Genomic DNA, 25587 nt, shown 5'->3' on the forward strand with positions numbered 1-25587 from the left:
CGTCCCTGAGACCCAGGAGTAGTTCAGTGGCATCGATCGACGCCGTAGGCGCCCGCGAGATCCTCGATTCGCGAGGCAACCCGACTGTCGAAGTTGAGGTCGTCCTCGACGACGGCACCTTCGCCCGCGCCCAGGTCCCCAGTGGCGCCTCGACCGGAGCCTTCGAGGCCGTCGAGCTGCGCGACGGTGGCGAGCGCTACGGCGGCAAGGGTGTGCAGAACGCCGTGACCGCCGTCGTGGAGACCCTCGCCCCCGCGATCGAGGGCTTCGACGCCGACGACCAGCGCGCCATCGACCAGGCGATGATCGAGGCCGACGCGACCCCCAACAAGGCCAAGGCCGGCGCCAACGCGATCCTCGGCGTCTCGCTCGCGGTCGCCAAGGCCGCCGCCGACTCGGCGGGTCTCTCCCTGTTCCGCTACGTCGGTGGCCCCAACGCCCACGTGCTCCCGGTCCCGATGCTCAACATCCTCAACGGTGGCTCCCACGCGGACTCCAACGTGGACATCCAGGAGTTCATGATCGCGCCGATCGGCGCGCCGACCTTCGCCGAGGCGCTGCGCATCGGCGCCGAGGTCTACCACGCGCTCAAGTCCGTGCTGAAGGAGAAGGGCCTGGCCACCGGCCTCGGTGACGAGGGTGGCTTCGCGCCCAACCTCGAGTCCAACCGTGCCGCCCTCGACCTGATCGCCGAGGCGATCGGCAAGGCCGGCTACGAGCTCGGCAAGGACGTCGTCCTCGCGCTCGACGTGGCCGCCTCGGAGTTCTACCAGGACGGTGCGTACCTCTTCGAGGGCGCGAAGAAGACCGCCGCGGAGATGACCGCCTACTACGAGGAGCTCGTCTCGGCCTACCCGATCGTCTCCATCGAGGACCCCCTCGACGAGGAGGACTGGGACGGCTGGAAGGCGATCACCGACGCCATCGGCTCCAAGACCCAGCTCGTCGGCGACGACCTGTTCGTCACCAACGTCGAGCGTCTCGCCCGCGGCATCGAGGGCGGTCAGGGCAACGCGCTGCTGGTCAAGGTCAACCAGATCGGCACGCTCACCGAGACCCTCGACGCCGTCGACATGGCCCACCGCGCCGGCTTCAAGACGATGATGTCCCACCGTTCCGGGGAGACCGAGGACACCACCATCGCCGACCTCGCCGTCGCGGTCGGCTCCGGCCAGATCAAGACCGGCGCCCCGGCCCGCTCCGAGCGCGTCGCGAAGTACAACCAGCTCCTCCGCATCGAGGACGAGCTCGGCGAGGCCGCCCGCTACGCCGGCGCCTCCGCCTTCCCGCGCTACCAGGCGTAGGTAGTTCCGTACGCCGCCGCGGCCCGTGTCCTCAGGACACGGGCCGCCGCGCGTCTGCCGCCAGGAGGTAGGTCGTGGATGGGAGGATGAGCGACGTGGCAACGCAGGGACCCGGTCAGAGCAAGCGCGTACGCGGTCCTCGGGCCCAACAGGGTCCGGGACGACGGCCGCGCGCCCCGATCCCCGCCCGCCCGGCATCGATCGGCGGGATCGGTGGGATCGACGCACTGCGCAAGCGGCTGCGCCGGCCCAAGCTCACCGGTCGCGCGATGATGATCATCGTCGTGGCCGCCGTGATGGTGATCTCCTACGCCTCCTCGCTGCGCGCCTACATCCAGCAGCGCCACGACATCAACGCCCTCCAGACCGAGATCGCCGAGCGCAAGGAACACATCAAGCAGCTCGAGGAGCAGACCCGTCGCTGGGAGGACCCCGCGTACGTCCAGCAGCAGGCCCGCGAGCGGTTCGGGTTCGTGATGCCGGGCGAGACGGCGTACGTCGCCCTCGACGAGAACGGCGAGCGCATCCAGACCGAGCCGGAGCTCACCGACCCCGGCAAGGTGGGCAGTGCGGAGCAGCCGAAGGCGTGGTGGGACGATGCGTGGGGTTCCGTGCTGCTGGCCGGTGACCCGCCGGAGCAGACAGGAGACGGGCCGGAGTCGGAGATCGACCCGCCCAAGCAGAAGAAAGACTGAAGACATGGCGATCGATCCCAAGGACGTGGCCGCGATCACGGCACAGCTGGGACGCGAGCCACGGGGGATCCACGAGGTCGGGCACCGCTGCCCGTGCTCGCTGCCCGATGTGGTGACCACCGAGCCGCGGCTGCCCAACGGCACCCCGTTCCCGACGACCTTCTACCTCACCTGCCCGCGTGCCGCCTCCAAGATCGGCACCCTCGAGGGCACCCACGTGATGAAGGACATGGAGGCGCGGCTGGCGTCCGACGAGGAGCTCGCCGCCGCCTACGCCAAGGCCCATGAGGCCTATCTCGAGGCGCGCTACGAGCTCGGTGACCCACCCGAGATCCACGGTATCTCCGCAGGTGGGATGCCCAACCGGGTCAAGTGCCTGCACGTCCTCGCCGGCCAGGCGCTCGCCCAGGGCCCCGGCGTCAACCCGCTCGGCGACGAGGTGCTCGAGCGCCTCGGCGAGTGGTGGAAGTCGGGTCCGTGCGTGGACCTGGAGCTGGAGGACGAGGAGCAGTGAAAGTTGCCGCCATCGACTGCGGCACCAACACGATCAAGCTCCTGATCGCGACGGTCACCGCCGAGGGCCTGAACGAGGACGTACGCGAGGCCCGCATGGTCCGCCTCGGCCAGGGTGTCGACCGCACCGGCGTGTTCGCGGAGGAGGCCCTGCAGCGCGCCTTCGGGGCGATCGACAAGTACGCGGCGATGATCCGCGAGCACGGTGTCGAGAAGGTGCGCTTCGTGGCCACCTCTGCCACCCGGGACGCCGCCAACGCGGCGACCTTCATAGACGGCGTACGCGCTCGGCTCGGGGTCACGCCCGAGGTCGTCACCGGGGCGGAGGAGGCGGCGCTCTCGTTCGGCGGCGCGGTCCGTAACCTGCGGGGCACCCCGGAGCCGCCGGTGCTCGTGATCGACATCGGCGGCGGGTCGACCGAGCTGATCCTCGGAGACGGGCCGACGCTGGGCGTCGGCGAGGCGGACAGCATGGACATCGGCTCGGTGCGTCTGCATGAGCGTCACCTGCGCTCCGACCCGCCCACGCGGGACGAGATCGAGGACTGCGTACGCGACATCGACGCCCACCTCGACGCCTGCCCCGTCGACCCGGCCACTGCCAACACCGTGGTCGCCGTCGGCGGCACCATGATCCAGCTGACCATGGGGCTGCTCGAGCTGGCTGCGTACGACCGCACCGCCACCGACCATGCCGAGGTCGCGCCCGACGACGTCTACCGGCTCGTCGATCGCCTGCTCGCGATGACCGTCGACGAGCGCCTGGCGCTGCCCTGGATGCACCCCGGCCGAGCCGACGTGATCGCGGCCGGTGGAGTCATCCTCAGCCGGATTCTGAAGCGCTCGCGCGTCGAGTCTCTGCTGGTCTCCGAGTCCGACATCCTCGACGGAATTGCCTGGTCCGTTAGAGACTAGGCATGTCGGGGGACTTGATCTGTGTTTATGGCATCTTGGTGTTTGTCGCCTAGGTCTAAGTTTACCGGCGAATATCCCATCAAACAGAACCAAATGCTGTCTCTCGGAAGGTCAAGAAGTGAAAAAGCTCATCCTGCTTGCCATCGCCGCCGCTGGTGTCGGCGTGCTGGTCAAGAACAAGTCTGAGCAGCTGAAGGCCGGCGCGAACAAGGTCACCCATGACCCGCGCGTCCAGTCGGCCCTCGCGACCGCCTCGGAGAAGGCGGCGCCCATCAAGGAGAAGGCTGCTCCCTATGCCGAGGCCGCCAAGGCCAAGGCCGGTCCCTACGCCGCCACGGTGAAGGAGAAGGCCGGTCCCTACGCGGAGCAGGCCAAGGAGAAGGTCTCGGCTGCTGCCGGGGCCGCCTCCGACAAGCTGCACCGCAACGGCTCCGTCCCGGAGTCCACCACCCCCACGTCAGCTCCGGAGGCCCCGGAGTCGACCACGGGCTCGTCCTCGAGCAGCGAGTACGGCGGCTACCCGCCGGCTCCGCCGGTTCCGCCGTCGCCGTCTGCTCCGCAGGCCGGCGTCACCGGTGACCCGCTCACCGACCCGATCGCCCCGGCGGACCCGTACGCCGCTGAGGTCCCGCCGCCCCCGCCGGCCGACCCCGACAAGGCGTCCTACGACGACCTGGGCGGTGGCGACACCGCGGTCAAGCCCACCTCGGAGGGCATGCCCGAGTTCGCTCCCGAGCCGGTCGACCCTCCCGAGGAGGAGAAGGACAAGTGGTTCCGCGGCTGAGCTGCGGCTGACAGCTGATCTGTCATAGCGGGGCCATCTGCGTCACCCGCGGTCCGCCACAGGCGGGCCGCGGGTGACAATGGTTTGGTGACCATCCACGCCATCACCGTCCTGGGACACGACCGCCCGGGGATCATCGCCGACACCACCGCCCGCCTGGCCGGACTCGGACTCAACATCGAGGACTCGACGATGACCCGGCTCCGCGGTCACTTCGCGATGACGCTGCTCTGCGCGGGCGAGGCGACCACCCAGGCCATCCAGGCCGATCTCGAGCCGATCGCGGCCGACGGCACTCTGACGGTCACGGTCTACGAGCTCCCCGAGGAGCAGGCGCCGGCCGGCGCGGGCCGGCTCTTCGTGCTCTCCGTCCACGGCGGTGACCGCCCGGGCATCGTCTCCACGGTGACCGCCGAGATCGCCGCCGTCGGCGGCAACATCACCGACCTGACCACCCGCCTCTCCGGGGACCTCTACGTCGTCGTCGCCGAGCTCGAGCTGCCGGCCGACGCCGACGTCGCCGTGCTCGAGGCGTCGATCAAGCGGGTCACCCAGGAGCTCGGCGTCGATGCCACCCTGCGGCCGATCGAGGCCGACGACCTGTGAGCGGCGTCAATGAGCGGGTGCTGGCCTGGACCGAGGCGGAGCTGGGCGTCGAGGGCAAGGTCCTCGAGGTCGTACGTGCCCCCGCACATGTCCTCTCCGTGCCCGGCAAGGACGTCGACCCCGCCGCCCCCGAGACCGTCCAGCTCGCGGCCGACCTGATCGCCACCATGAGGGTCTCGCCCGGCTGCGTGGGCCTGGCCGCCGACCAGGTCGGCGTCTCGGCCCGGGTCTTCTGCGTCGACGTCTCGACCCACGTCAAGACCAGGACCCACCACGGGACGTACGTCCTGTGCAACGCGGAGGTCGTCGAGGCCAGCCGCAACGAGAAGGCGCGCGAGGGCTGCATGTCCGTCCCCGACCTGACCGGCGACGTGAAGCGGGCCTCCCGGCTGAAGGTACGCGGCCAGCTCCCGGTCACCGGCGAGACCGTCGAGATCGTCACCGACGCCTTCGAGGCCCGCTGCCTGCAGCACGAGATCGACCACACCAACGGCCTGCTCTTCATCGACCGCGTCGCCGGCGCCCACGCTCTTCACCAGCGCCAGACGTACCTATGACGCTAAGGTCTGGCTGTTCGCCCCGGTGTCCCAACTGGCAGAGGATGACGACTTAAACTCGTCCAGATGTGGGTTCGAGTCCCACCCGGGGCACTCCCGCGATCCGCGGAACATCAGGGTTGTCCCGGACGTTGAGTGAGACACAGGGCCGGTACGCTGGCCACAGGAGCCGCCACCGTGGCGGAACCTTTCACGTCGCTTTCGAGGAGTGACCCCCAAATGCAGAGCAACAACCCGGTGTTCCGTAGGGCAGAGGGCTTCGGGCAGCCGTCGCAGAACGCCTACGGCAATGCGACTTACGGTGGCAACGGTGCTGCGTACACCGGCTACGGGCAGGACCCGAGCCAGTGGTCCACGGGCGGCCCCCAGGCTCCCGCCGTCGGCGCCCCCATGACGATCGACTCGGTCGTGCAGAAGACCGCGGTCTCGCTCGGACTCGTTGTCCTTGCGGCCATCGCCACGTGGATGCTGACCCCGGACATCACCACGGGCGCCAACCTCGCGCCGTTGTACGCCGCGACTGCGATCGGCTCGATCGGCGGTCTGATCCTCGGTCTCGTCAACAGCTTCAAGCGTGTGGTCAGCCCCGCACTGGTCCTCATCTATGCCGTGCTCCAGGGGATGCTGCTCGGCGGCATCAGCAAGACCTTCGACGCCATGTTCGGCGGCGGCATCGTCGTGCAGGCCGTGCTCGGCACGTTCGCGGCGTTCGCGGGTGTCCTGGCGGCGTACAAGTTCTTCGACATCAAGGTCGGTAACAAGTTCCGCACCTTCATGATGGCCGCCGGCTTCGGCCTCCTCGGCCTCATCCTTCTCGAGGTCGTCCTCGGTCTCTTCGGTGCGGGCATGGGGCTGTTCGGGATGGGTGCGATGGGCCTGGTGTTCTCCATCGCCGGCCTGGTCTTCGGTGTCTTCAGCCTGATCCTCGACTTCGACTTCGTCGAGCAGGGCGTCGCCAACCAGCTCGAGGAGCGGGAGTCCTGGCGTGCCGCGTTCGCTCTGACGGCGAGCCTGGTCATGATCTACTTCTACCTGCTCCGCATCCTCGCGATCCTGCAGCAGGACTGATCGACGCGGGTCGAGACCCGGGTCACTGACAAGCAACAACCGCCCCGTGCCTACAAGGCACGGGGCGGTTTCTGTTCGTCCTAGCGAGCTCGGTTGATCTCGACGAGAGGCGGGGTCTCGTCGGGACGCTCGCCCCGGCGAGGCTCGCGCTGCTCGTTCTCGAAGGAACGGGCACGGGCCCAGTTGCGGCCGAAGCGGCCCCGGGGGCGCGGGGCCGGGTCGATCTCGGTTCCTGGCCGGATGACGGCGCGGAGCGAGGCGGCCGCCAGCGGCATCACCTGCTTGCCGTTGTAGGTCTCCAGGATGGCGTTCTCGTCGCCGACGAGGCCGAGCACCGAGAGGGTCGGCGGCACCAGCACCTCGCCGAGGGCGTGGTAGCCGGCGGCGGAGGGGTGGAACTGGTCGGCGCCGAACCAGAACGCCGGGGTCGCCTTGAAGGCCGGGCCGAGGACGTCACCCAGCGACACCGTGTGGCCGCCGGCGCGGATGACGTGGAAGATCTGGCCGGCGGCGATACGGATCGACCAGGCCCGCATGATCGACCGCAGCGGCGGCAGGATCGGGGTGGCGGTGCTGAGGTCGGGGACGGTGCCGACGAGCACGGTCACCCCGGCCTCCTGGAGCCGGATGACGGCCTGGGCGAGGTGGCTCACCGCGACCCTCGGGCGCACCCGGCGGATCACGTCGTTGGAGCCGACCAGGATGACCGCGATGTCGGCGTCGGCGGCGATCGCCTTCTCGACCTGCGGGTGCAGGTCGGAGGACTTGGCACCGATCTCGGAGAGGTCGTGGAGTCGCACCGGCCGGTGTGCCTTCTCGGAGACACCGGAGGCGAGGACGGCGCCGGGCGTGTCCTCGACCTCGGTCATCCCATAGCCTGCAGCGCTCGAGTCGCCGAGCAGCGCGATGCTGATCGGTCGCCCCGGTTGCCGTGCTCCGTACCACCCGGTCGGGGAGGGTGCCACCGGCATCTTGACCTGATGCGTCGCTTTGACGGCAAGCGCCGCTTCCGCGACGAGGACCCCGGCGAACGCGGCCGTCGCGGCCAGAACACCCCCGCCGGCGTACGCGGTCTTGCGTGCCAGACTCTTCTTCGCCACGGGGACCACTCTAAAGTCTTCGGCCCATTACCGGGCACTCAGTATCGGGATATAGGGGATCTCACCTAGTGGACATACGCTGTCGGCATGGAGTACGTGGACTCGCTTCTCGACCTTATTGGCAACACTCCGCTCGTGCGGCTGGGGCGTGCACTGGACGGCGCCGGGGCCTCGAAACCCGGTGAAGGACCGCTGGTTCTGGCCAAGGTGGAATACCTCAACCCGGGCGGTTCCGTGAAGGACCGCATCGCCACCCGGATGATCGAGGCGGCCGAGGCGTCCGGTGAGCTGAAGCCGGGCGGGACGATCGTGGAGCCCACCTCCGGCAACACCGGTGTCGGCCTGGCGATGGTGGCCCAGCAGAAGGGTTACAAGTGCATCTTCGTCTGCCCCGACAAGGTCAGCGAGGACAAGCGCAACGTGCTCAAGGCCTACGGCGCCGAGGTCGTCGTCGCGCCCACGGCCGTGCCGCCGGAGCACCCCGACTCCTACTACAACGTCAGTGACCGGCTCGCCTCGCAGCCCGGGGCCTGGAAGCCGAACCAGTACGCCAACCCCAACAACCCGCGCTCCCACTACGAGGAGACCGGCCCCGAGATCTGGCGCCAGACGGAGGGGAAGATCACCCACTTCGTGGCCGGTGTCGGCACCGGCGGCACGATCTCCGGGATCGGCCGCTACCTCAAGGAGCAGAACCCCGACGTCCAGGTGATCGGTGCCGACCCCGCCGGGAGCGTCTACTCCGGCGGCAGCGGGCGGCCCTACCTGGTCGAGGGCGTCGGTGAGGACTTCTGGCCGGAGACGTACGACCGCGATGTCGCCGACCGGATCATCGAGGTCTCCGACGCCGACTCCTTCGCCTACACGCGCCGGCTCGCCCGTGAGGAGCAGCTGCTCGTCGGCGGCAGCGCCGGCATGGCTGCGTACGCCGCCAAGCAGCTCGCCGCGGAGCTGGCCGGCACGCCGGAGGGCGAGAACGCCGTGATCGTCGTGCTGCTGCCCGACTCCGGGCGCGGCTACCTGACCAAGGTGTTCAACGACGAGTGGCTGGCGCAGTACGGCTTCGCGACCGGCGAGGCCGCCAAGCAGACCGTCGGCGACGTGCTGCGCGGCAAGTCCGGCCGGCTGCCCGACCTGGTCCACACCCACCCCGGCGAGACGATCGCCGAGGCGGTGCACATCCTGCAGGAGTACGGCGTCTCACAGATGCCCGTCGTCCGCGCCGAGCCGCCGATCGTGGCCGCCGAGGTCGCGGGCTCGGTCTCGGAGCGCACCCTGCTGGAGGCGCTGTTCACCGGCAAGGCCAAGCTCACCGACTCCGTCGAGGAGCACATGTCCCCGCCGCTGCCCTCGATCGGCTCCGGCGCCGACGCGCACGACGCCGCCCACACCCTGGGCTCCTCCGACGCGCTGCTGGTGCACGAGGACGGCAAGCCCGTCGGTGTCCTCACCCGCCAGGACCTGCTCTTCTTCCTGACCAGCTCCTGAGCCCGAGTAGCGGTGGGGGACCGCGTACGTCATGATTCGTCGTCATGATGGCGAACCCCCACCGCCGAAGCGAAGCCCGAGGCATTTATCGCGGCCGAAGCGGAGCCCGAGGCAGCTCTGTGCGTCTCGTAGCGTTTGCTGCGGCTTCTGTGCTCTTCTTGTTCTCGCTGACCGCGTGTGGTGGCGGCGAGGGCAGCGGTGGTGGCGGGGCTGATCGGCCGAGCGTCGAGGACATCCAGGGACAGATCGCCAAGAGCAGCGGCGATCAGGTGACCGAGAAGCAGGCCGTGTGCCTGGCGAAGACCTACTACGAGTCGGACCTGTCCGACGAGGCGGTACGCCTTCTGGTCGAGGCCGAGGACGTCTCCAAGATCAGCCCGGAGGATCTCTCGGAGGCGGACCAGAAGGCCAGCAAGGAGCTCTACGATCCGCTGGTGAAGTGCCTGTCGCCGGCTGAGTAGTCGCCGTTCGGTGCCGGCCGGAGCCAGGTGTCGGCCACCCGGGCGAGGTCCTCGCGACCCGAGACGCCGGTCTTGCGGCTGATGTTGTGCAGGTGGGTCTCGACGGTGCGGGTGCTCATCTCCAGGTCCGCGGCCAGCGAGGCGGTCGTGGGTCCGTCCGGGAGCAGCCGCAGCACCTCGCTCTCGCGTCCGGAGAGCCCGATGTGGGTGGCCGCGCGACGGAACATGCCGGCTCGGCTGCCCGAGATCTCGGAGCGCTCCCAGGCGGTGTCGAGGGTCTCGGCGGCGCCGGCCAGGTCGCCGGCCTCGCGCTGCAGGATCGCCAGCGAGATCGCGGCCCTGGTCACGAACACGAGGGCCCCGGCATCGGCGAGTTTCACGATCGCCTCACGGAGGCCGTCGACGTCGCCGGCCGCGGTGGTCGCGGCGTACGCACCCATGCCCTGCAGCAGCGGGCTCTCGGTGCCGGCCGCCAGGCTGGCGGCCCGGGTGATGTGCTTGTTCTCGTTGGCGCCGCGCTCGACCGCCTCGACGGCGAGGAAGATGCCGCCGGTGATGTAGCCGGCGTCCAGGCGCTGGCCGACGAGCTCGCACAGCTCCTTGAGGCTGGGCATCCGGCCGCTGGCCGGCGCCATGATGCTGGCCACCATCCCGGGCCAGGGGCCGAAGGCGACCTTCGCCCCGCCGATCTGGGAGGCGAGGCTGCGGGCGTACTCCGGGCGGCCCTGCGCCATCGCGATCTCGGCGCCGAGGGCCAGGATGCCGGTGTGGGCGACGTCGCGGTAGGCCGCGACGCTGGAGGAGGAGAGGCTCTGGAACGCCGCCTGGCTCGCCTCGGTCAGCCGACCGGCGATGCTCAGGCCGAGCACGCAGAGATAGGCGTGGGCCTGGATGAGCATGGCGCTCGAGCTCTGGTTGGCCGCCGCGAGCTGCTCGCGGGCGAAGTCGATGCCGCGTTCCAGGTCGCCGCCGAGCATGTCGGCGAGGCCGATGAGGAAGGCATGCAGCCCGGCGGGCAGAGGGTTCTCCGGGTGCTGGCTCTCCAGCAGGTTGCGCGCCTGCTCGACCATTCCGGCGGCGAGGAGGCGTTCGGCGGCGACGACGCCGAGCATCTCGGGGCCGACCGTGTCGCGAGGGTCGGGCTCGACCGTGGGCACCTCGGGGACGTACTCCGTCTGGAACTGCAGGTGGGCGCGGGAGGCCTCGAGGGTCGCGGCGAAGGTGGGCAGCCGCTTCAGCCCGTCGTCGAGGACGGCCTTGGCAGCGTTCAGGTCGCCCAGCTCGACCGCCTTCCAGGTGGCGAACCAGGCCAGCATCCAGGCCGACTCCTGGGTGTCGGTCAAGGGCGTACGCCGCTCGACCTCCTCGATCTGGTCGCTGGGCGCCGCCGTGTTGCGGAGCGCCACGAGCAGCGGCAGCGCCGTCTCGGGCGAGGGCATCTCGGTCCAGGAGCGACGCGCACGGGTGACCTCGTCGGCCATCTGGCGCAGCGAGCGCTGGTGGAGCAGGGCGGCGTCGGCGCCGCGGGGCCGGTGGGTGGTGTAGTCGAGGAGCGGTTGCTCGGTGGCCAGGTGGTTGCGCGCGATCACCAGCCCGAACGCCGATCCCTCGGTGATCAGGTAGTCGCCGATGAGCGGCGGATAGAGGCCCACGACGCCGCTACCCGGGCCGTCCTCGCTGTGGCGCGCCAGACCGTGGGCGAAGAGCGCGTCGAGCACAGTGCGCTCGATCATCTTCTCGGCCTCGTCCAGCGGCACCGGACCTGTCACCGCGAGCGCGGTCGCGCCGTCCCAGGCGTCCTGGTCGAGCCCGGCGACCAGCGGCTCGACGGCCGAGGCGAGCTCAGGAGCCCAGCCCGTACGCCGCGGCAGCCGCCACAGTCCGTCCAGCTGCTCCAGCACCCCTGCCCGCGGCCCGACGGTGGCGATCGCGCGGACCAGGCCGAGCAGGCCGCCGGTCGCCATCGCGATCCTGGCCAGCGACCCGGCCTCCACCGGGCCGCCGAGGATCCCGCGGCACACCTCGTGCACCTCGTCGACCTCGAGCGCGGGGGATCGGACCTGGACCGAGGGGGCGATGCCGAGCATCAGTGTGTTCTCGGCGACGGGGTGCTGGTGGCGGCTGCTGGTCACGGCCAGGAGACGTCGTTGGCGGTGGATGTTGCGCAGGGCGCCGACCGAGTAGGTGTCGAGCGCGTCGGCGTCGTCGATCACCAGGACGGTGCCGTTGCCGAGCTGCTTGCTCAGCGCCGTGGTCATCTCGCCGATGGTGCGACGGGGACCGGTGGGCGTCGCGCTGCCGATGCCGGCTGCGGTCAGCGCGGCGAACGGCTCGTTCTGCCAGGCGCGGTGACCGCTGATCTGCAGTACGGACCGGCCTTCGTCCTCGAGCCGGTGGGCGACCAGGGAGCAGAGCTCGCTGCGTCCGGATCCGCGGGGTCCTACCAGATGGACGCTCAGGCCCGCGCCGACGTAGTCGATGACCTCGTCGACCACCCGCGCGAGGACACCTTCGCGATCCGACATGCTCACCCCCTACCTCAAGGTACATCCAAATGCATACCGGATTTTCTGTGGGGACGCTGTATCGCCCGCGTATTACGTCTACTGATACGCAGGTTACCTGTTTACAGTACGTAAACAGTCCGTCCGCGACCGCAACCTCTGGGCGCAGATGATGAGATAGTGATCTCACGGGCTGAGGTTCTCCTCGGCCTGCACCACTGAGTGACACCAGGATGCCGCATCAGCTCCCCCATCTGTATGCGGCCCTGGTGGCACGAAGACCTACAGAGCCCGGCCGTCCCGGACTCGAGGTCGCGATCATCCCCCCGCGGTCGTGACCTCGAGCCCAGGGCGGCCGGGTTCTTTGGCGTTGGCGAGCGTGCATGGTGGCGTGGTTCACAAGGGACGTAAGCCACGACACACGGGACGTATGCCTAGGGGAGGGGGTGGTGTGGCCGGTGTGGTTGCAGTGACATAGTGGCTGGCGTGGACAGCGTCCTGGAGTTAGCCAGGTGGCAGTTCGGCATCGTGACCGTCTACCACTTCCTCTTCGTCCCACTCACGGTGGGACTCACCATGCTCGTCGCCGTGCTGGAGACGATCTGGCTGCGTACGAAGAACCCTGAGTGGCTTCGGCTGACCAAGTTCTTCGCGAAGCTCTTACTGATCAACTTCGCGCTCGGTGTGGTCACCGGGATCGTGCAGGAGTTCCAGTTCGGGATGACCTGGTCGGACTACTCCCGCTTCGTCGGGGACGTCTTCGGGGCCCCGCTGGCGATCGAGGCGCTGCTCGCCTTCTTCCTGGAGTCGACCTTCCTCGGCCTGTGGATCTTCGGCTGGGACAAGCTGCCCCGGGCGCTGCACAACGCGTGCATGTGGATCGTCCATCTCGGCACCCTGGCGTCGTCGTGGTTCATCCTCGCGGCCAACTCCTGGATGCAGCACCCGGTCGGCTACAAGTTCAACGAGGTCACCGGCCGCGCCGAGCTCACCGACTTCTGGGCGGTGATGTTCAACAAGGTGCAGCTGGGCACGTTCCCGCACGTCATCCTCGCGGCGTACCTGACCTCGGCCGCCTTCATGCTCGGCATCCTGGGCTGGCTCTACCTGCGCCGGCCGGGACGTGACGGGTCCGAGCGGCCGATGTACCGCCGCGGGATGGTGCTGGCGGCGTGGGTCATGGTCTTCTCCGGCGTCGGCGTGGCGGTCTCGGGCGACATCCAGGGCAAGATCATGACCGAGGTGCAGCCGATGAAGATGGCGGCGGCGGAGGCGCTGTGGGAGACCTCCGACTCGTGCGCGCCGTTCTCGATCCTGACCATCGGCACCCGCGACGGGAAGCACGAGAAGTGGGCGCTCGAGGTGCCCTGCGTGCTCTCCTTCCTCGGCACCGGCACCTTCGACGGCAGGGTCGAGGGCATCTATGACCTGCAGGAGAAGTATCGGGAGACGTACGGCTCGACGCCGGGCGCGACCTACTACTCCCCGGGCGACTACACCCCCAACATCCCGGTGACCTACTGGACCTTCCGCTGGATGATGGGTCTGGGCGTCGTCGGTGGCCTGATCGGGCTGGCGGTGCTGTGGTTCACCCGTCGAGGACGTACGCCGACAGGGCTGGTCGGGCGATTCCTGCCCGCGCTGGCGATCTCGGCCCCGGTGATGGTGCTGCTGGGCAACTCGATGGGCTGGATCTTCACCGAGATGGGGCGTCAGCCATGGGTGGTCTTCGGGGTGCTGACGACCGCCAACGGCGTCTCTCCGGGCGTCGAGCCCTGGGAGGTGTGGATGTCGCTCCTCGGGTTCACCGCGCTCTACGCGGTGCTCGCCGTGGTCGAAGTCGGGCTGCTCATCAAGTATGTGAAGAAGGCTCCGGACCCGTTCGTGGAGCCACCCGACCCCTCCCTGCGCGGCTCCGACTCGGATGCCGACGAGCCGATGAACTTCGCGTACTGAGGAGCCTGCGATGGAACTCACGACAATCTGGTTCTGCCTCATCGCGGTGCTGTGGATCGGCTACTTCGTGCTCGAGGGCTTCGACTTCGGGGTCGGGATGCTGCTCCCGGTGCTGGCCCGCGACGACCGCGAGCGGCGCGTCATGATCAACACGATCGGCCCGGTCTGGGACGGCAACGAGGTCTGGCTGCTGACTGCGGGCGGGGCGACGTTCGCGGCGTTCCCGGAGTGGTACGCCACCCTGTTCTCCGGCTTCTACCTGCCGCTGTTCCTCATCCTGATCGCGCTGATCGTGCGTGGCGTCGCCTTCGAGTACCGCCACCAGCGGCCCTCGGCGACCTGGGCCGGCTGGTGGGACCGGGCGGTGATCTTCGGCTCCTACGTCCCCGCGTTCCTGTGGGGTGTGGCCTTCGCCAACATCGTGCGCGGGGTGCCGATCGACGCCGACTTCGAGTTCACCGGGACTGCGCTGACGCTGCTCAACCCCTACGGGCTGTTGGGCGGGCTCGTGACCCTGTCGCTCTTCGTGACCCACGGTGCGCTGTTCATCGCCCTCAAGACCGATGGCGAGATCCGCGGCCGGGCTCGCGCCCTGGCGCTCAAGGTCGGGGTCGTCGCAGCCGTGCTCGCCGTGGTGTTCCTGGTCTGGACGCAGGGCCTGACCGGCAACCTCGGCACCGCTGTCCTCTTCGTGGTGGCGGCGCTCGCGCTCGTGGGCGGGCTGGCTTCCGCGTACGTCGGTCGTGAGGGGTTCGCCTTCGCCGGCACCTTCCTCGCGATCGGGCTCGCCGTGGCCGGCCTCTTCGTGGGGCTCTTCCCCGACGTGATGCCTTCGACGACCGACGTCGCGAACTCGCTGACGACGACCAACGCCTCGGCGACGCCCTACACGCTGAAGCTGATGACCATCGTGGCGGCGGTGTTCACGCCGATCGTGGTGGGCTACCAGGCCTGGACGTACTGGATCTTCCGCAAGCGGATCTCGATCCACCACATCCCCGCCGCTCATTGACATGCGTCCGAACGACCCGCGACTGCGAGCCCAGCTGTCGGTAGCCCGGCGGCCGCTCGCCGTCGTGGTGGCGGCCGGGGTGCTGGGAGCTGTGCTGCTGGTCGCCCAGACGTACGCCGTCACCGGACTGCTCATCTCCGCGATCCGCGACACCGGGTCGGTGAGCGGCTGGGCTCTGGCGGTCGTGGCCGTCTTCGCCGGGCGCGCCCTCGTCGGGGTGGTCTCCGACGTGGCCGGTGCCCGAGCGGCCGGTGTCGTCGGGGCGGACCTGCGACGCCGGGTGGTCGGCGCGATCCTGCGCGGCCGGTCGGAGAGCTCGGGCTCGCTCTCGGCGCTGGCCACCCGCGGGGTCTCGGCCGCCGAGCCGTATCTGACCCGCTATGTGCCGGCGCTGGTGCTGGCCTGCGTGCTGCCGGTCATGGTGCTCGCGGTGATCGTCTGGACCGACCCGCTCAGCGGTCTGATCGTGGGGCTCACGCTGCCGCTGATCCCGATCTTCGGGGTGCTGGTCGGGCTGGCCACCCGTGACCAGGCCGCCAGCCAGTGGCGGGCGATGTCGGCCCTCGCCGGTCACTTCCTCGACGTGATGAAGGGTCTGCCGACCCTGGTCGCCTTCGGTCGCGCCACGGCCCAGTCCCGTGTCATCGCCTCGATCACCGACCGCTACCGCCGCCGCACCCTCGAGACCCTGAAGATCGCGTTCGCCTCCTCGGCCGTGCTCGAGCTCGTCGCGACCATCTCGGTCGCCCTGGTGGCGGTGATCATCGGGGTCCGGCTCGCCGCCGGCTCGGTCGACCTGCAGACGGCTCTCGTGGTCCTGCTGCTCGCCCCCGAGGCCTACTGGCCGCTGCGTCGCGTCGGCACCGAGTTCCATGCGGCCGCCGAGGGTACGGCGACTCTCGAGGCCACCGCCGACCTCTCCCGAGACGTCACCCGCGTCGGCCGAGACGTCACCGACTGCCACCTCGACCGACCGGAGCGACGCCTCGGCATGTCTCTCGACGGGGTGGGGCTGACCTATCCGGGGCGCGAGCGGCCGGCGCTGGCGCCGGTCTCGGCGACGGTCCCAGCTCGGGGGATCACCGCGATCGTCGGCCCGAGCGGTTGCGGAAAGTCCACCCTGCTGGCGACGATCGCGGGCCTCCACGAGACGTACGCGGGCTCGGTGGAGCTCGATGGACAGACGCCGGCTGCGGGCGACGAGTGGCGACGGCGGTTCGCCTACCTGCCCCAGCGCCCGGTGTTCGTCAGCGGGACGATCGCCGACAACCTGCGCCTGGGGGCGCCGGAGGCGACCGAGAGCGACCTGTGGCGCGTACTCAAGCGGGTCGCCCTCGCCGACCGGATCGCTGACCTCCCCGGCGGTCTCGGTGCCGACCTGGCCGAGGACGGCCGCTCCCTCTCTGCGGGCGAGCGGGCCCGGCTGGCACTGGCCCGCGTCGTACTCTCCGATCGTTCCTGGATCCTCCTCGACGAGCCGACCGCCCACCTCGACCCCGACACCGAGCGCATCATCGCCGACACCGTCACCGACCTCGCCCGCGACCGCGCCGTCGTCCTCGTCGCCCACCGCGAGGCGCTGATCGACATCGCCGACCAGGTCATCACCCTCTCCGCCGAGACCCCGCCCGCCGAGGCGTCGTCCGCGTCGGCCGAGGCGTCGCTCCCGTCGGTCGAGACGTCACGTACGTCGGTCGAGGCGGCAGCGGGTGACGCTTCGGCCAGCGCGAGTGACGCTTCGGCCGACGTACCTGACGGCTCGGCGCGGAGGGCGCTGTGGGGGTCGGCGGTGGTCGGCGGGCTGAGCTGGGCGTCGGGAGTTGCGCTGACGGCGCTGGCGGGGTGGCTGATCATCAAGGCCTCCTACCATCCGGTGATCCTGACGCTGGTGGCCGCGATGGTGGGGGTGCGTACGTTCGGGATCGCGCGGCCGGTGCTGCGCTACCTGGAGCGGTTGTGGTCGCACGACAGTGCGCTGCGGCTGCTGGCCAGGCGGCGGGTGCAGATCTACGACGCGCTGATCCCGTTGGTGCCGGGTGCGCTCCCTGGCCGACGGGGCGACGTGCTGGCGAGCGTCGTCGACGACGTCGACGCGGTGCTCGACGAGGAGCTGCGGGTGCGGCTGCCGATCCGGGAGTACGCCGTCGTGGCTGCCCTCGCGGTCCTGGCGACAGCGCTCATCGACCCGGTCGCCGGGGCATTCACCATGGCCACAGTCCTGGCGGCGGGGGCCGCCTTCGGGATCGCGTACGCCGGAGCAGCACGCGCCGAGAACATCTCGGTCACGGTGCGGGCGAGGGTGTCCGAGCAGGTGGTCGAGGCGACTCAGACGGCGACCGAGCGCCGGATGTGGCAGGCGAGCGAGCCCGTGCTCGTCACGCTCGACGACCTGGCCGCCACCGCCACCAGGGCGACCACGACAGCGGCGTCGGCCTCTTCGCTGGCCAAGGCCATCGTGCTGGTGGCCGCCGGCGCGGCGGTTGCCGCGACCGCCGCCTACACCACCGTCGGCGACGGCCCGATGCTCGCTCTGCTCACCCTGGTCCCGTTGGCGCTGGCCGAGCCCGCGGCGACGCTCGCCGACGCCGGTGCGGCCCGGGCACGCACCCGTGCCGCGCAGCGCCGTCTCGACGCCCTCACCAGCCGCCCGCCGGCGGTCAGAGCCCCCGAGCACCCCGAGCGACCCACCCACGACACCACCATCACGATCACCGGCGTCACCGCCCGCCCGGGCGACGCCCAGAGCGTCGAGATCCCGGATCTGCTCGTCGAGCCGGGTGCGCGGATCGGCATCGTCGGCCCGTCCGGCTCCGGCAAGAGCACCCTGGCCGCGCTGCTGCTGCGCTTCCTCGACCCGGACACCGGCACCATCACCCTCGGCGGCCGGTCGACGCGTGACCTGGACCCACAGGACGTACGGAAGATCGTGGGTCTCGTCGACGACGACCCGCACGTCTTCGCCTCGAGCCTCGTCGAGAACGTCCGCCTGGCCAGTCCAGGAGCCACCGACGAGGAGGTCGAGCACGCGATCCGGCGCGCTCACCTCGGCAACTGGCTCGATGCCCTCCCCGCAGGGATGCAGACCAGGCTCGGCGACGGTGCCGCCGAGGTCTCCGGCGGCGAGCGGGCCAGGCTGGCGGTGGCGAGGTCACTGCTGGCAGGGCACAAGGTCCTGGTTCTGGATGAACCTTTGGCTCATCTCGACACCGCCACCGCCGCGTCGCTGGCGCGTGAGGTGCTCGCGCGGGAGGATGGCTCGACGGCTGGCGCAGAGCCTGGTCCGCATGGCGGCACGAAAACCGTATTGTGGATGACTCACACATCGACCGGACTGGGGCTGACCGATACCGTGGTCTCCCTTCAACGAATGGGGGAAGTGAGACGGTGTTGACCGAGACAAGGACGATCCGGGTCTACCTGCTCGACGACCATGAGGTCGTGCGCCAAGGGTTGACGACACTGCTCGACAGTCATGACGACATCGCCGTCGTCGGCCAGGGTGGCACCACCGCCCAGGCGCGCGAGGACATCGACCGCCTCCAGCCGGACGTGTGCGTGCTCGACGCCCGCCTGCCCGACGGCTCGGGGATCGAGGTGTGCCGCGAGGTCCGTGCGGCCTACCCGGAGATGCTCGCGCTCATCCTGACCTCCTATGACGATGACGAGGCGCTCTTCTCGGCGATCATGGCCGGGGCCAAGGGGTACGTCCTCAAGGACATCCGCGGCAACGACCTGGTCGAGGCGATCCGCACCGTCTCCGGTGGCGGCTCCCTGCTCGACCCGCTGATGACCGCGAAGGTCATGGAGAAGATGCGCAACCCCGATGGCGAGTCGCCGCAGATGCAGGCGCTCACGCCCCAGGAGAAGCGTCTGCTGGCGCTCATCGGCGAGGGCCTGACCAACCGCGAGATCGCCGGCCGGATGTTCCTGGCCGAGAAGACGGTGAAGAACTACGTCTCCAGCATCCTGGCCAAGCTCGGCGTGCAGCGACGCACCCAGGCGGCGCTGATGGCCAAGGAGCTGCTCCACCCCCGCAAGGGGAACTGAGTCAGACCCCAGCGGTGATCGGCACCTGCCAGACGAGCTCGGTGCCGCTGGGTGAGCGCGGGCCGATCTCGAGCTGACCGCCGAGCTGGACCGCGCGACAGCGGGCGTTCTTCAGCCCGCTCTCCTCGGCCTCGTCGGGGACGCCGCTGCCGTCGTCGCGTACGACCAGCTTGATCTCGTCGTCCTGAAGGGACAGCTCGATCTGAGCGCTGTGGGCCTGGGCGTGCCGGGCGAGGTTGGAGACCGCCTCGCGCAGGACCGGCAGCAGGTGGTTGCGGACCGAGTCGGGCACCGCAGTGTCGACCGGCCCGGTGATCTTGATCTCCGGGGTGAAGTCCATGACGCCGGCGTACTCCCGGACGACCCCGCGCACCTGCGCCCGCAGCGAGGAGGGATCGTGGTTGCTGAGGTCGAAGATGGAGCCGCGGATGTCCTTGATCGTCTGGTCCAGTGCGTCGACCTGCTCCGAGAGCCGCTGGGGCAGGTCCTCGACCCGCTGCGGGTTCCGGCCCAGGGCCTCGAGCTGGATGCCGATGGCGAAGAGGCGCTGGATGACCACGTCGTGCAGGTCACGGGCGATCCGGTCGCGGTCGGTGATGACGGCGAGGTCGGCCCGGTCCTCGACCGCGCGGAGGCGGTCCAGGGCGAGGGCGGCCTGGCCGGCGAAGCCGAAGAAGAGCTCGCGCTCGTGCTCGTCGTGGGCGGCGCTGGCCTTGTCGTAGATCGCCAGCAGCGCGCCGCGGCCGGCGAGCGTGGACCGCACCGGGGCGACCACGACATGGAGCCCGTCGACCTCGAGGTCCAGTGGCTCGACGATGCGGCGGTCGATCAGGTGAGGGACCTTCTCGGTGACTGCCCGGACCCGTTCCTCCTGGCCGGGCGCGGCAGCGACTCCGGAGACGATGCCGTGCTCGATGCGGGTGCCGGCGCCGACCCCGATCGCGCGCATCAGTGGCAGCGCGGTCTCGCACATCCGCTCGAGCGCGACCAGATGGTCCAGCGGCGGCGTCAGGGCGCGGCTGAGCTCGGCGCTCGCCTCGAGCCACCTGCGGCGCTGCTCGCTGAGCTCCAGCTCGCGCACCTTGTCGATCTGGGCTCCGGCGGCGCGGGCCAGGGCGACGACGAGCTGCTCGTCGTGGCTGGTGAACTCGGCGCCGCCGACCTTCTCCGACAGCAGCAGGTGGCCGAAGTCGCGCTCGTCGATGCGCAGCGGCACCTCGATGAACTTGCGCTTCCCGGGGTCGCCGGTACGCAGCGCGTGGCTGCCGCCGCCATCATGCGTGCGAGGTGAGACCAGCAGGAGAGGCTCGGGAGCGGTGATCCCTCGGGGCCGGGTCGTCGACGCCGGCTCGTCGTCGTCGCCGTCGTCATCGACGCGAGCCCGGCGGCCCCGGCTCTTGCCCACGACCTGCAGCGTCGGCTCCTGCTGGTGCCCGTAGGTGATCAGGTCCTGCAGGTCGCCGTCGGGGCTGAGGACGCCGAGGGCGCCGTAGCTCGCCCCGGTCAGCTCGCAGGCGGAGCGGGTGATTCTCTCCAGCATGGCGCTCAGGTCGAGCTCGCTCGACATCGCGATGACCGCGTCCAAGAGCGAGCGCGCCGATGGCTCCAGACCGGTCAGGTCCTCGGTCGCGTCAGTGGTCACTTGTCAGAGTCTGTCGTGCTGGACCCGGTCGCGTCCACATATCGGCAACAGTTTCTCCACTGTCTGCCTCAAACTCACGTGGATGCTTGCGTTTGGTCACTGATCCGCGATCTCCCCGTCGACGTAGAGCCACCGGCCGGCACGCACCTCGAACCGGCTGTGCTCGGCGAGCACCCCGTCGCCCGACGGCGCCTGGTAGGACGCCCGGAACGCCACCCAGCCATGGGTGTCGTCATCGAGCCCGGAGCCCTCGATCTCCAGCCCCGTCCACGTCAGCCGCGAGTCGGGTGCGGCCACGCCCAGGTCGTCGGGGCGGGTCCCCGGATGCCAGGTGCGAAAGATGTAGTCCCAGTCCCCGAGGGCGTACGCCGCGTAGCGGCTGCGCATCAACTCCTCCGGAGTCTCGGCCAGGGCGCCGCCGCGGTGCAGCCGGTGGCAGCACATCGCATAGCGTCGCCCGCTGCCGCACGGGCACTCCTGGGGCAGGGGCGAACCGGTGGCGGTGCGGCCGAAGGTAGACATGCGCCCCATTGTGTACCGGAAAGGGCGCATTCTCGTCGTAGGCCCGGAGCGCCCCGTCTATTGTGTGGGGGTGGCTCTCAGGCGCGATCGGCTCGGGACGGCGGGGGTGCATCGGTGACGGATGTGAGCATCTGTCTGCTGGGCCCCCTGATCGTCACGCGCGCAGGCGAGCCCGTGGAGGTCCCGGGACGACGCCCGCGCACGTTGCTGTCGTTGCTGGCCCTGGAGGCCGGCACCCCGGTCTCCGCCGACCTGCTCGCCGACCGGATCTGGGGCGAGGAGCTCCCCGACAACCCGCGCGGCAGCCTGCACACCTACATCGGCCGGCTGCGTCGGGTGCTCGGCAAGGAGGTCGTACGCCGCGCCGCCGGCGGCTACATCCTCGACCTGCCGCGCTCGTCGGTGGACGCGCTCACCTTCATCGATCTGCTCGACGCGGCAGAGGGCCCGGAGGCCTACGACCGGCTCGAGGAGGCCATCGCGCTGTGGCGCGCCGAGCCGTTCGACGAGCCGTCCGGGGACTCGCTGGCCGAGCGCACCCGACCGTGGCTGGTCGACCGCTATCTGGCCGCGCTGGAGCATCGTGCTGTGCTCGACATCGCCGCCGGCCGGGCCGCCAAGGCGGTCGCCGACGTGCGCCGGGTGGTGGGCGACCATCCGCTGCGCGAGTCCCTGTGGGTGGTGCTCCTGGACGCGCTGGACGCGGCGGGGCGTACGGCCGAGGCGTTGGAGGCCTATGAGGAGGTCCGGGCGCGGCTGGCCGACGAGCTCGGTGCCGACCCCGGCGCGGAGCTGCGCTCCACGTTCACCCGCCTGCTGACCGGCTCCTCGCCCGCCCCCGAGGTCGACGCCTCCCATGGCCAGGCGACCGTGCCCGCGCAGCGCGTCTCGGAGGAGGACATGGTCCCGAGACAGCTCCCGGCCGACATCCCCAGCTTCTCCGGGCGTGAGGCCGAGCTCCGGCTGCTCGACGCGGTGACCATCTCCCACGACGCCGGCTGGCCGAGCGTGGTCGCCGTGCACGGCATCGGGGCGGTGGGCAAGACCGCGTTCGCGGTGCACTGGGCCCGCGCCCGGACCGAGCACTTCCCCGACGGTCAGCTCTTCATCGACCTGCGCGGCTTCGGCCCGGGCGAGCCGCTCTCGCACGCCCAGGCGCTCACGACCCTGCTGATCGGGCTCGGCGTCGACGCCGCCTCGGTGCCGGCCGAGGTGGACGCGGCGTCGGCCCTGCTGCGTACGACACTCGCGCAGCGACGCATGCTCCTGCTGCTCGACAACGCTCGCGACTCCACCCAGGTGCGGCCCCTGCTGCCGGGTGGTGACTCGCTGGTGCTGGTGACCAGCCGGAGCCAGCTGCGTGGCCTGGCCACCCGCGAGGGTGCCCGCCGGCTCGCCCTGGACACGCTCGCCCCGGCGGAGTCGGCGGCCTTCCTGAGGCAGCGGCTCATCGACCGGACGGCCGACGAGGCGGATATCCGCGCCCTGGCGGACAGGTGTGGACACCTTCCGCTGGCTCTCGCCGTCGCAGCCGAGCGCTGCAGCCGCTATCCCGATCTCCCGCTGACCGACCTGATCGCCGAGCTGGACGGCGAGACCAGCCGGCTGGCGGCTCTGGAGGCACCGCTCGACCCCATCTCCGACCTGCGCGCGGTCTTCTCCTGGTCCTACGACTCCCTCGACGAGGAGTCGCGGCGTGCCTTCCGCCTCCTCGGCCTCCGCCCGGGTCATGAGATCGGGATGCCCGCGATGGCAGCACTCTTCGCCGTCGACATCGCCGCCGCCCGGCGTCTGGTCGACAAGCTGGTCGACGCCAACCTCGTCCGCGAGCACCGCCCCGGACGCTTCGTGCTCCACGACCTGATCCGCGACTACGCCCTGGAGATGGGCTCCGAGAAGGAGTCCGGCGAGGCGCTGCTGCGGCTGGTGAGCTGGTACACGCACTCCCTGGTCGCGGCCTCCGAAGCCGACGGCCGGTCCTTCCGGCTGATGAGCCTCGACCCCGTCGTCGACGGGGTGACGCCGTTGACCTTCGCCACCTCGCAGCAGGCCCGCGCCTGGGGTGACCGGGAGTGGCCGACCATGGGCAGTGCCGTACGCCTCGCCGTGCGCGCGGGGCTGCTGGGCCCTGCGTATCAGCTGGTCAACAAGATGTTCAGCCTCTCGATGCGGCACCCACCCGCCGAGACCGTTCCCCTCCAGGAGCTCGGCCTCGACGCCGCCCTCCGCGCCGGTCAGCACATCGACGCGGCCTACATCCGCAACCAGTTCGGGATCAGCCGCGCGCGGGTCGGCGACCTGCCCCGCGCGATCACGGAGTTCCGTGGCGCCGCTGAGGTGTTCCGCGAGGCAGGCACCGCCGCCGGCCTGGAGATGGCGCTGTCCAACTGCGGCCAGGCGCTCAGCATGATCGGCTCGCTCGACGAGGCCGTCGCGGTCCTCGAGGAGGCGTACGCGGTCGCGGATGCGGCTGGGATGGACGACCGTGCCCGCGCCAGCCTGATCGGGCTGGCCGAGGTGTACGTCCGGATGGAGCGCTACGAGGACGCCGTGCGGCTGGTGGAGGAGGAGATCGGCTACGCGTCCGTCGACGTCGACTCCTCCGCCTCGCCGCGGATGACGCTGGTCGATGCCCTGATCGGCCTGCGGCGCTACGCCGAGGCCGAGAATCATCTGCGGCTGGAGCTGGCCCACCGCCTCGAGGAGCGCAACCGGTGGGGTGAGGCCAACGTCCTCGTACGCCGGGCAGTGGTCGAGCGCGAGACCGAGCGTGTCGCGCAGGCCCGGGCGACGCTCCACGAGGTCGTCGCGATCCTCGACGAGGTGGGCGAGCTCGACCGCACCGCGCTGACCCGGGAGCGGGTCGAGGAGCTGCTCGCCAGCGTCGGGTCGTCCGCATCCGCGGATCGGGACGTCGACGCCGAGGCCGCCCAGGGGTTGGGCGGCGGCGTAGCGTTGCGTCCGTGACTGCCGCACCCACGATCAGCACCCTCGGCCAGCTTCGCGCGAGTGGCCATGTGTTCAAGTCGCTCCGCGAGGAGATCCGCGACAACCTGCTGGCGAAGCTGGCAGCCGGAGAGGATCCCTGGCCCGGGCTGCACGGGCTGGAGGACACCGTCATCCCCCAGCTCGAGCGCGCCCTGATCGCCGGACACGACGTCGTCCTGCTGGGCGAGCGCGGTCAGGGAAAGACCAGGCTGCTGCGTACGTTGGTGGGCCTGCTCGACGAGTGGACCCCGGTCATCGAGGGGTCCGAGCTCGGCGAGCACCCCTACGAGCCGGTCTCGGTCGGTTCCCAGAGGCTGGCCGCGACCGCCGGCGACGCGTTGCCGGTCGCGTGGAAGCACCGCTCCGAGCGCTACTCGGAGAAGCTGGCCACCCCCGACACCTCCGTGGCCGATCTGATCGGTGACGTCGACCCGATGAAGGTCGCCGAGGGACGCTCGCTGGGCGACCCGGAGACGATCCACTTCGGCCTGATCCCGCGCTCCCACCGCGGCATCGTCGCGATCAACGAGCTGCCCGACCTCGCCGAGCGGATCCAGGTCGCGATGCTCAACGTGATGGAGGAGCGTGACATCCAGATCCGCGGCTACGTGCTGCGGCTGCCGCTCGACCTGCTCGTGGTCGCCTCCGCGAACCCGGAGGACTACACCAACCGTGGTCGGATCATCACCCCGCTGAAGGACCGCTTCGGTGCCGAGATCCGCACCCACTACCCGCGCGAGCTCGCCGCGGAGATGGCGGTCATCCGGCAGGAGGCCGCGCTGGTCGCCGACGTACCCGACCACCTGCTCGAGATCCTCGCCGTCTTCACCCGTCATCTGCGGTCGTCCTCCGCGGTGGACCAGCGCTCCGGGGTCTCGGCGCGCTTCTCGATCGCCGGCGCCGAGACCGTCGCCGCCTCGGCGCTGCACCGCGCCACCGTCCTGGGCGAGGCCGACGCGGTCGCCCGCATCGTCGATCTGGAGACGGCTGTCGAGGTGCTCTCCGGCAAGATCGAGTTCGAGTCCGGCGAGGAGGGCCGCGAGGCCGAGATCCTCACCCACCTGCTGCGTACGGCCATCGCCGAGACCGTCCGCAAGTCCTTCCGCGGCCTCGACTTCGCGCTGCTCATCGACGCCATCGAGGACGGCCGCATGGTCACCACCGGCACCAAGGTCGCTGCCGGTGACTTCCTGGCCGGCCTCCCCGTCCTGGGCGAGTCCGACCTCTACGACCAGATCGGCGACCGCGTCTACGAGTCCACCGGCGGCCCCAAGAACGACGGCCAGCTCGCCAGCGCCATCGAGCTGGCCCTGGAAGGCCTCTTCCTGGCCAGAAAGATCGGCAAGGACACTGCCGACGGGGAGACGATCTATGGCTGAGCAGTCGACACGGATTCGCTCGCACCTCACGAATCCGGCTCAACCA

At 70.3% G+C, this 25587-nt stretch carries 20 protein-coding genes and 1 tRNA gene; 17 read left to right on the top strand and 4 right to left on the bottom strand.

Annotated elements, in window-relative coordinates; translation table 11 throughout:
* The first annotated feature begins 26 nt into the window (after window positions 1-26).
* The 9 genes from eno to ABT304_RS08120 all read left to right on the top strand — a co-directional run bounded on the left by eno (window position 27) and on the right by ABT304_RS08120 (window position 6442).
* Window positions 27-1304: a phosphopyruvate hydratase gene (gene eno / locus ABT304_RS08080; RefSeq protein ID WP_350714279.1), complete on the top strand. Its 1278-nt coding sequence runs from the start codon at window positions 27-29 to the stop codon at window positions 1302-1304.
* 95 nt (window positions 1305-1399) lie between these two features.
* Window positions 1400-1999, top strand: coding sequence for an FtsB family cell division protein (locus tag ABT304_RS08085; RefSeq protein WP_350714280.1), 600 nt, complete (start codon window positions 1400-1402; stop codon window positions 1997-1999).
* A gap of 4 nt (window positions 2000-2003) precedes the next feature.
* The gene (locus ABT304_RS08090; protein ID WP_350714282.1) at window positions 2004-2513 is read left to right on the top strand and encodes a DUF501 domain-containing protein; all 510 of its coding nucleotides are present in this window, start codon (window positions 2004-2006) and stop codon (window positions 2511-2513) included.
* Window positions 2510-3427, top strand: coding sequence for a Ppx/GppA phosphatase family protein (locus tag ABT304_RS08095; RefSeq protein ID WP_350714283.1), 918 nt, complete (start codon window positions 2510-2512; stop codon window positions 3425-3427). Before ABT304_RS08090 ends, ABT304_RS08095 begins: the two co-directional genes overlap by 4 nt.
* Before the next feature lie 118 nt (window positions 3428-3545).
* Window positions 3546-4211 (top strand): hypothetical protein, encoded by a 666-nt coding sequence (locus tag ABT304_RS08100; protein WP_350714285.1) that lies wholly within the window; start codon window positions 3546-3548, stop codon window positions 4209-4211.
* Between the two features lie 87 nt (window positions 4212-4298).
* Entirely contained in the window at window positions 4299-4817 is a 519-nt protein-coding gene (locus ABT304_RS08105; protein WP_350714287.1) for a glycine cleavage system transcriptional repressor, read from the top strand.
* On the top strand, window positions 4814-5374 hold the full coding sequence (def, locus tag ABT304_RS08110) for a peptide deformylase (RefSeq protein ID WP_350714289.1): 561 nt from the start codon (window positions 4814-4816) through the stop codon (window positions 5372-5374). Before ABT304_RS08105 ends, def begins: the two co-directional genes overlap by 4 nt.
* A 19-nt stretch (window positions 5375-5393) precedes the next feature.
* Window positions 5394-5467: transfer RNA gene (locus tag ABT304_RS08115), tRNA-Leu, on the top strand.
* A 126-nt stretch (window positions 5468-5593) separates the two neighbouring features.
* Entirely contained in the window at window positions 5594-6442 is an 849-nt protein-coding gene (locus tag ABT304_RS08120; RefSeq protein ID WP_350714291.1) for a Bax inhibitor-1/YccA family protein, read from the top strand.
* An 80-nt stretch (window positions 6443-6522) separates the two neighbouring features.
* Here the strand turns inward: ABT304_RS08120 and ABT304_RS08125 are convergent, their stop codons facing one another.
* Window positions 6523-7542 (bottom strand): SGNH/GDSL hydrolase family protein, encoded by a 1020-nt coding sequence (locus ABT304_RS08125; protein WP_350714293.1) that lies wholly within the window; start codon window positions 7540-7542, stop codon window positions 6523-6525.
* A gap of 87 nt (window positions 7543-7629) precedes the next feature.
* Between ABT304_RS08125 and ABT304_RS08130 the strand changes: the two genes are divergently transcribed.
* Both ABT304_RS08130 and ABT304_RS08135 read left to right on the top strand, forming a co-directional pair.
* Window positions 7630-9030 carry a cystathionine beta-synthase gene (locus ABT304_RS08130; protein WP_350714295.1) on the top strand — a complete coding sequence of 467 codons (1401 nt, stop codon included), beginning with the start codon at window positions 7630-7632 and terminating at the stop codon, window positions 9028-9030.
* 149 nt (window positions 9031-9179) lie between these two features.
* Window positions 9180-9491 (top strand): hypothetical protein, encoded by a 312-nt coding sequence (locus ABT304_RS08135; RefSeq protein WP_350714297.1) that lies wholly within the window; start codon window positions 9180-9182, stop codon window positions 9489-9491.
* On the opposite strand, the gene ABT304_RS08140 is transcribed toward ABT304_RS08135, so the two are convergent.
* Complete coding sequence (locus tag ABT304_RS08140; RefSeq protein ID WP_350714298.1) at window positions 9452-12016, bottom strand: LuxR C-terminal-related transcriptional regulator; 2565 nt, start codon at window positions 12014-12016, stop codon at window positions 9452-9454. The genes ABT304_RS08135 and ABT304_RS08140 overlap by 40 nt on opposite strands.
* Before the next feature lie 465 nt (window positions 12017-12481).
* On the opposite strand from ABT304_RS08140, the gene ABT304_RS08145 reads away from it, so the two are divergent.
* From ABT304_RS08145 to ABT304_RS08160, 4 genes are read left to right on the top strand one after another with little or no spacing between them, the layout of a single operon-like run.
* Window positions 12482-13951 (top strand): cytochrome ubiquinol oxidase subunit I, encoded by a 1470-nt coding sequence (locus ABT304_RS08145; RefSeq protein WP_350714300.1) that lies wholly within the window; start codon window positions 12482-12484, stop codon window positions 13949-13951.
* A 10-nt stretch (window positions 13952-13961) separates the two neighbouring features.
* On the top strand, window positions 13962-14963 hold the full coding sequence (gene cydB, locus ABT304_RS08150; RefSeq protein WP_350714302.1) for a cytochrome d ubiquinol oxidase subunit II: 1002 nt from the start codon (window positions 13962-13964) through the stop codon (window positions 14961-14963).
* A gap of 1 nt (window position 14964) precedes the next feature.
* A complete protein-coding gene (cydD, locus tag ABT304_RS08155) occupies window positions 14965-18354 on the top strand; it encodes a thiol reductant ABC exporter subunit CydD (protein ID WP_350714304.1) in 3390 nt (1129 codons plus the stop codon).
* Window positions 18348-19010 (top strand): response regulator, encoded by a 663-nt coding sequence (locus ABT304_RS08160; RefSeq protein WP_350714305.1) that lies wholly within the window; start codon window positions 18348-18350, stop codon window positions 19008-19010. Before cydD ends, ABT304_RS08160 begins: the two co-directional genes overlap by 7 nt.
* Window position 19011: 1 nt before the next feature.
* On the opposite strand, the gene ABT304_RS08165 is transcribed toward ABT304_RS08160, so the two are convergent.
* Both ABT304_RS08165 and ABT304_RS08170 read right to left on the bottom strand, forming a co-directional pair.
* Entirely contained in the window at window positions 19012-20652 is a 1641-nt protein-coding gene (locus ABT304_RS08165) for a sensor histidine kinase (protein WP_350714307.1), read from the bottom strand.
* 96 nt (window positions 20653-20748) lie between these two features.
* The gene (locus ABT304_RS08170) at window positions 20749-21174 is read right to left on the bottom strand and encodes a YchJ family protein (RefSeq protein ID WP_350714309.1); all 426 of its coding nucleotides are present in this window, start codon (window positions 21172-21174) and stop codon (window positions 20749-20751) included.
* 114 nt (window positions 21175-21288) lie between these two features.
* Here ABT304_RS08170 and ABT304_RS08175 point away from each other — a divergent pair, with 114 nt between their 5' ends.
* Window positions 21289-24141: an AfsR/SARP family transcriptional regulator gene (locus ABT304_RS08175; RefSeq protein WP_350714310.1), complete on the top strand. Its 2853-nt coding sequence runs from the start codon at window positions 21289-21291 to the stop codon at window positions 24139-24141.
* Window positions 24138-25541 carry a magnesium chelatase ATPase subunit I gene (locus tag ABT304_RS08180; protein ID WP_350714312.1) on the top strand — a complete coding sequence of 468 codons (1404 nt, stop codon included), beginning with the start codon at window positions 24138-24140 and terminating at the stop codon, window positions 25539-25541. Before ABT304_RS08175 ends, ABT304_RS08180 begins: the two co-directional genes overlap by 4 nt.
* The last annotated feature ends 46 nt before the right edge of the window (window positions 25542-25587 follow it).

It is taken from the genome of Nocardioides sp. NPDC000445 (assembly GCF_040300245.1).
GTDB lineage: Bacteria > Actinomycetota > Actinomycetes > Propionibacteriales > Nocardioidaceae > Nocardioides.

Coding starts and splice junctions, on each gene's coding strand:
- ABT304_RS08090 (WP_350714282.1), top strand. CDS start 2,004: ATGGCGATCGATCCCAAGGACGTGGCCGCGATCACGGCACAGCTGGGA.
- ABT304_RS08120 (WP_350714291.1), top strand. CDS start 5,594: ATGCAGAGCAACAACCCGGTGTTCCGTAGGGCAGAGGGCTTCGGGCAG.
- ABT304_RS08130 (WP_350714295.1), top strand. CDS start 7,630: ATGGAGTACGTGGACTCGCTTCTCGACCTTATTGGCAACACTCCGCTC.
- ABT304_RS08140 (WP_350714298.1), bottom strand. CDS start 12,016: ATGTCGGATCGCGAAGGTGTCCTCGCGCGGGTGGTCGACGAGGTCATC.
- cydB (WP_350714302.1), top strand. CDS start 13,962: ATGGAACTCACGACAATCTGGTTCTGCCTCATCGCGGTGCTGTGGATC.
- cydD (WP_350714304.1), top strand. CDS start 14,965: ATGCGTCCGAACGACCCGCGACTGCGAGCCCAGCTGTCGGTAGCCCGG.
- ABT304_RS08170 (WP_350714309.1), bottom strand. CDS start 21,174: ATGTCTACCTTCGGCCGCACCGCCACCGGTTCGCCCCTGCCCCAGGAG.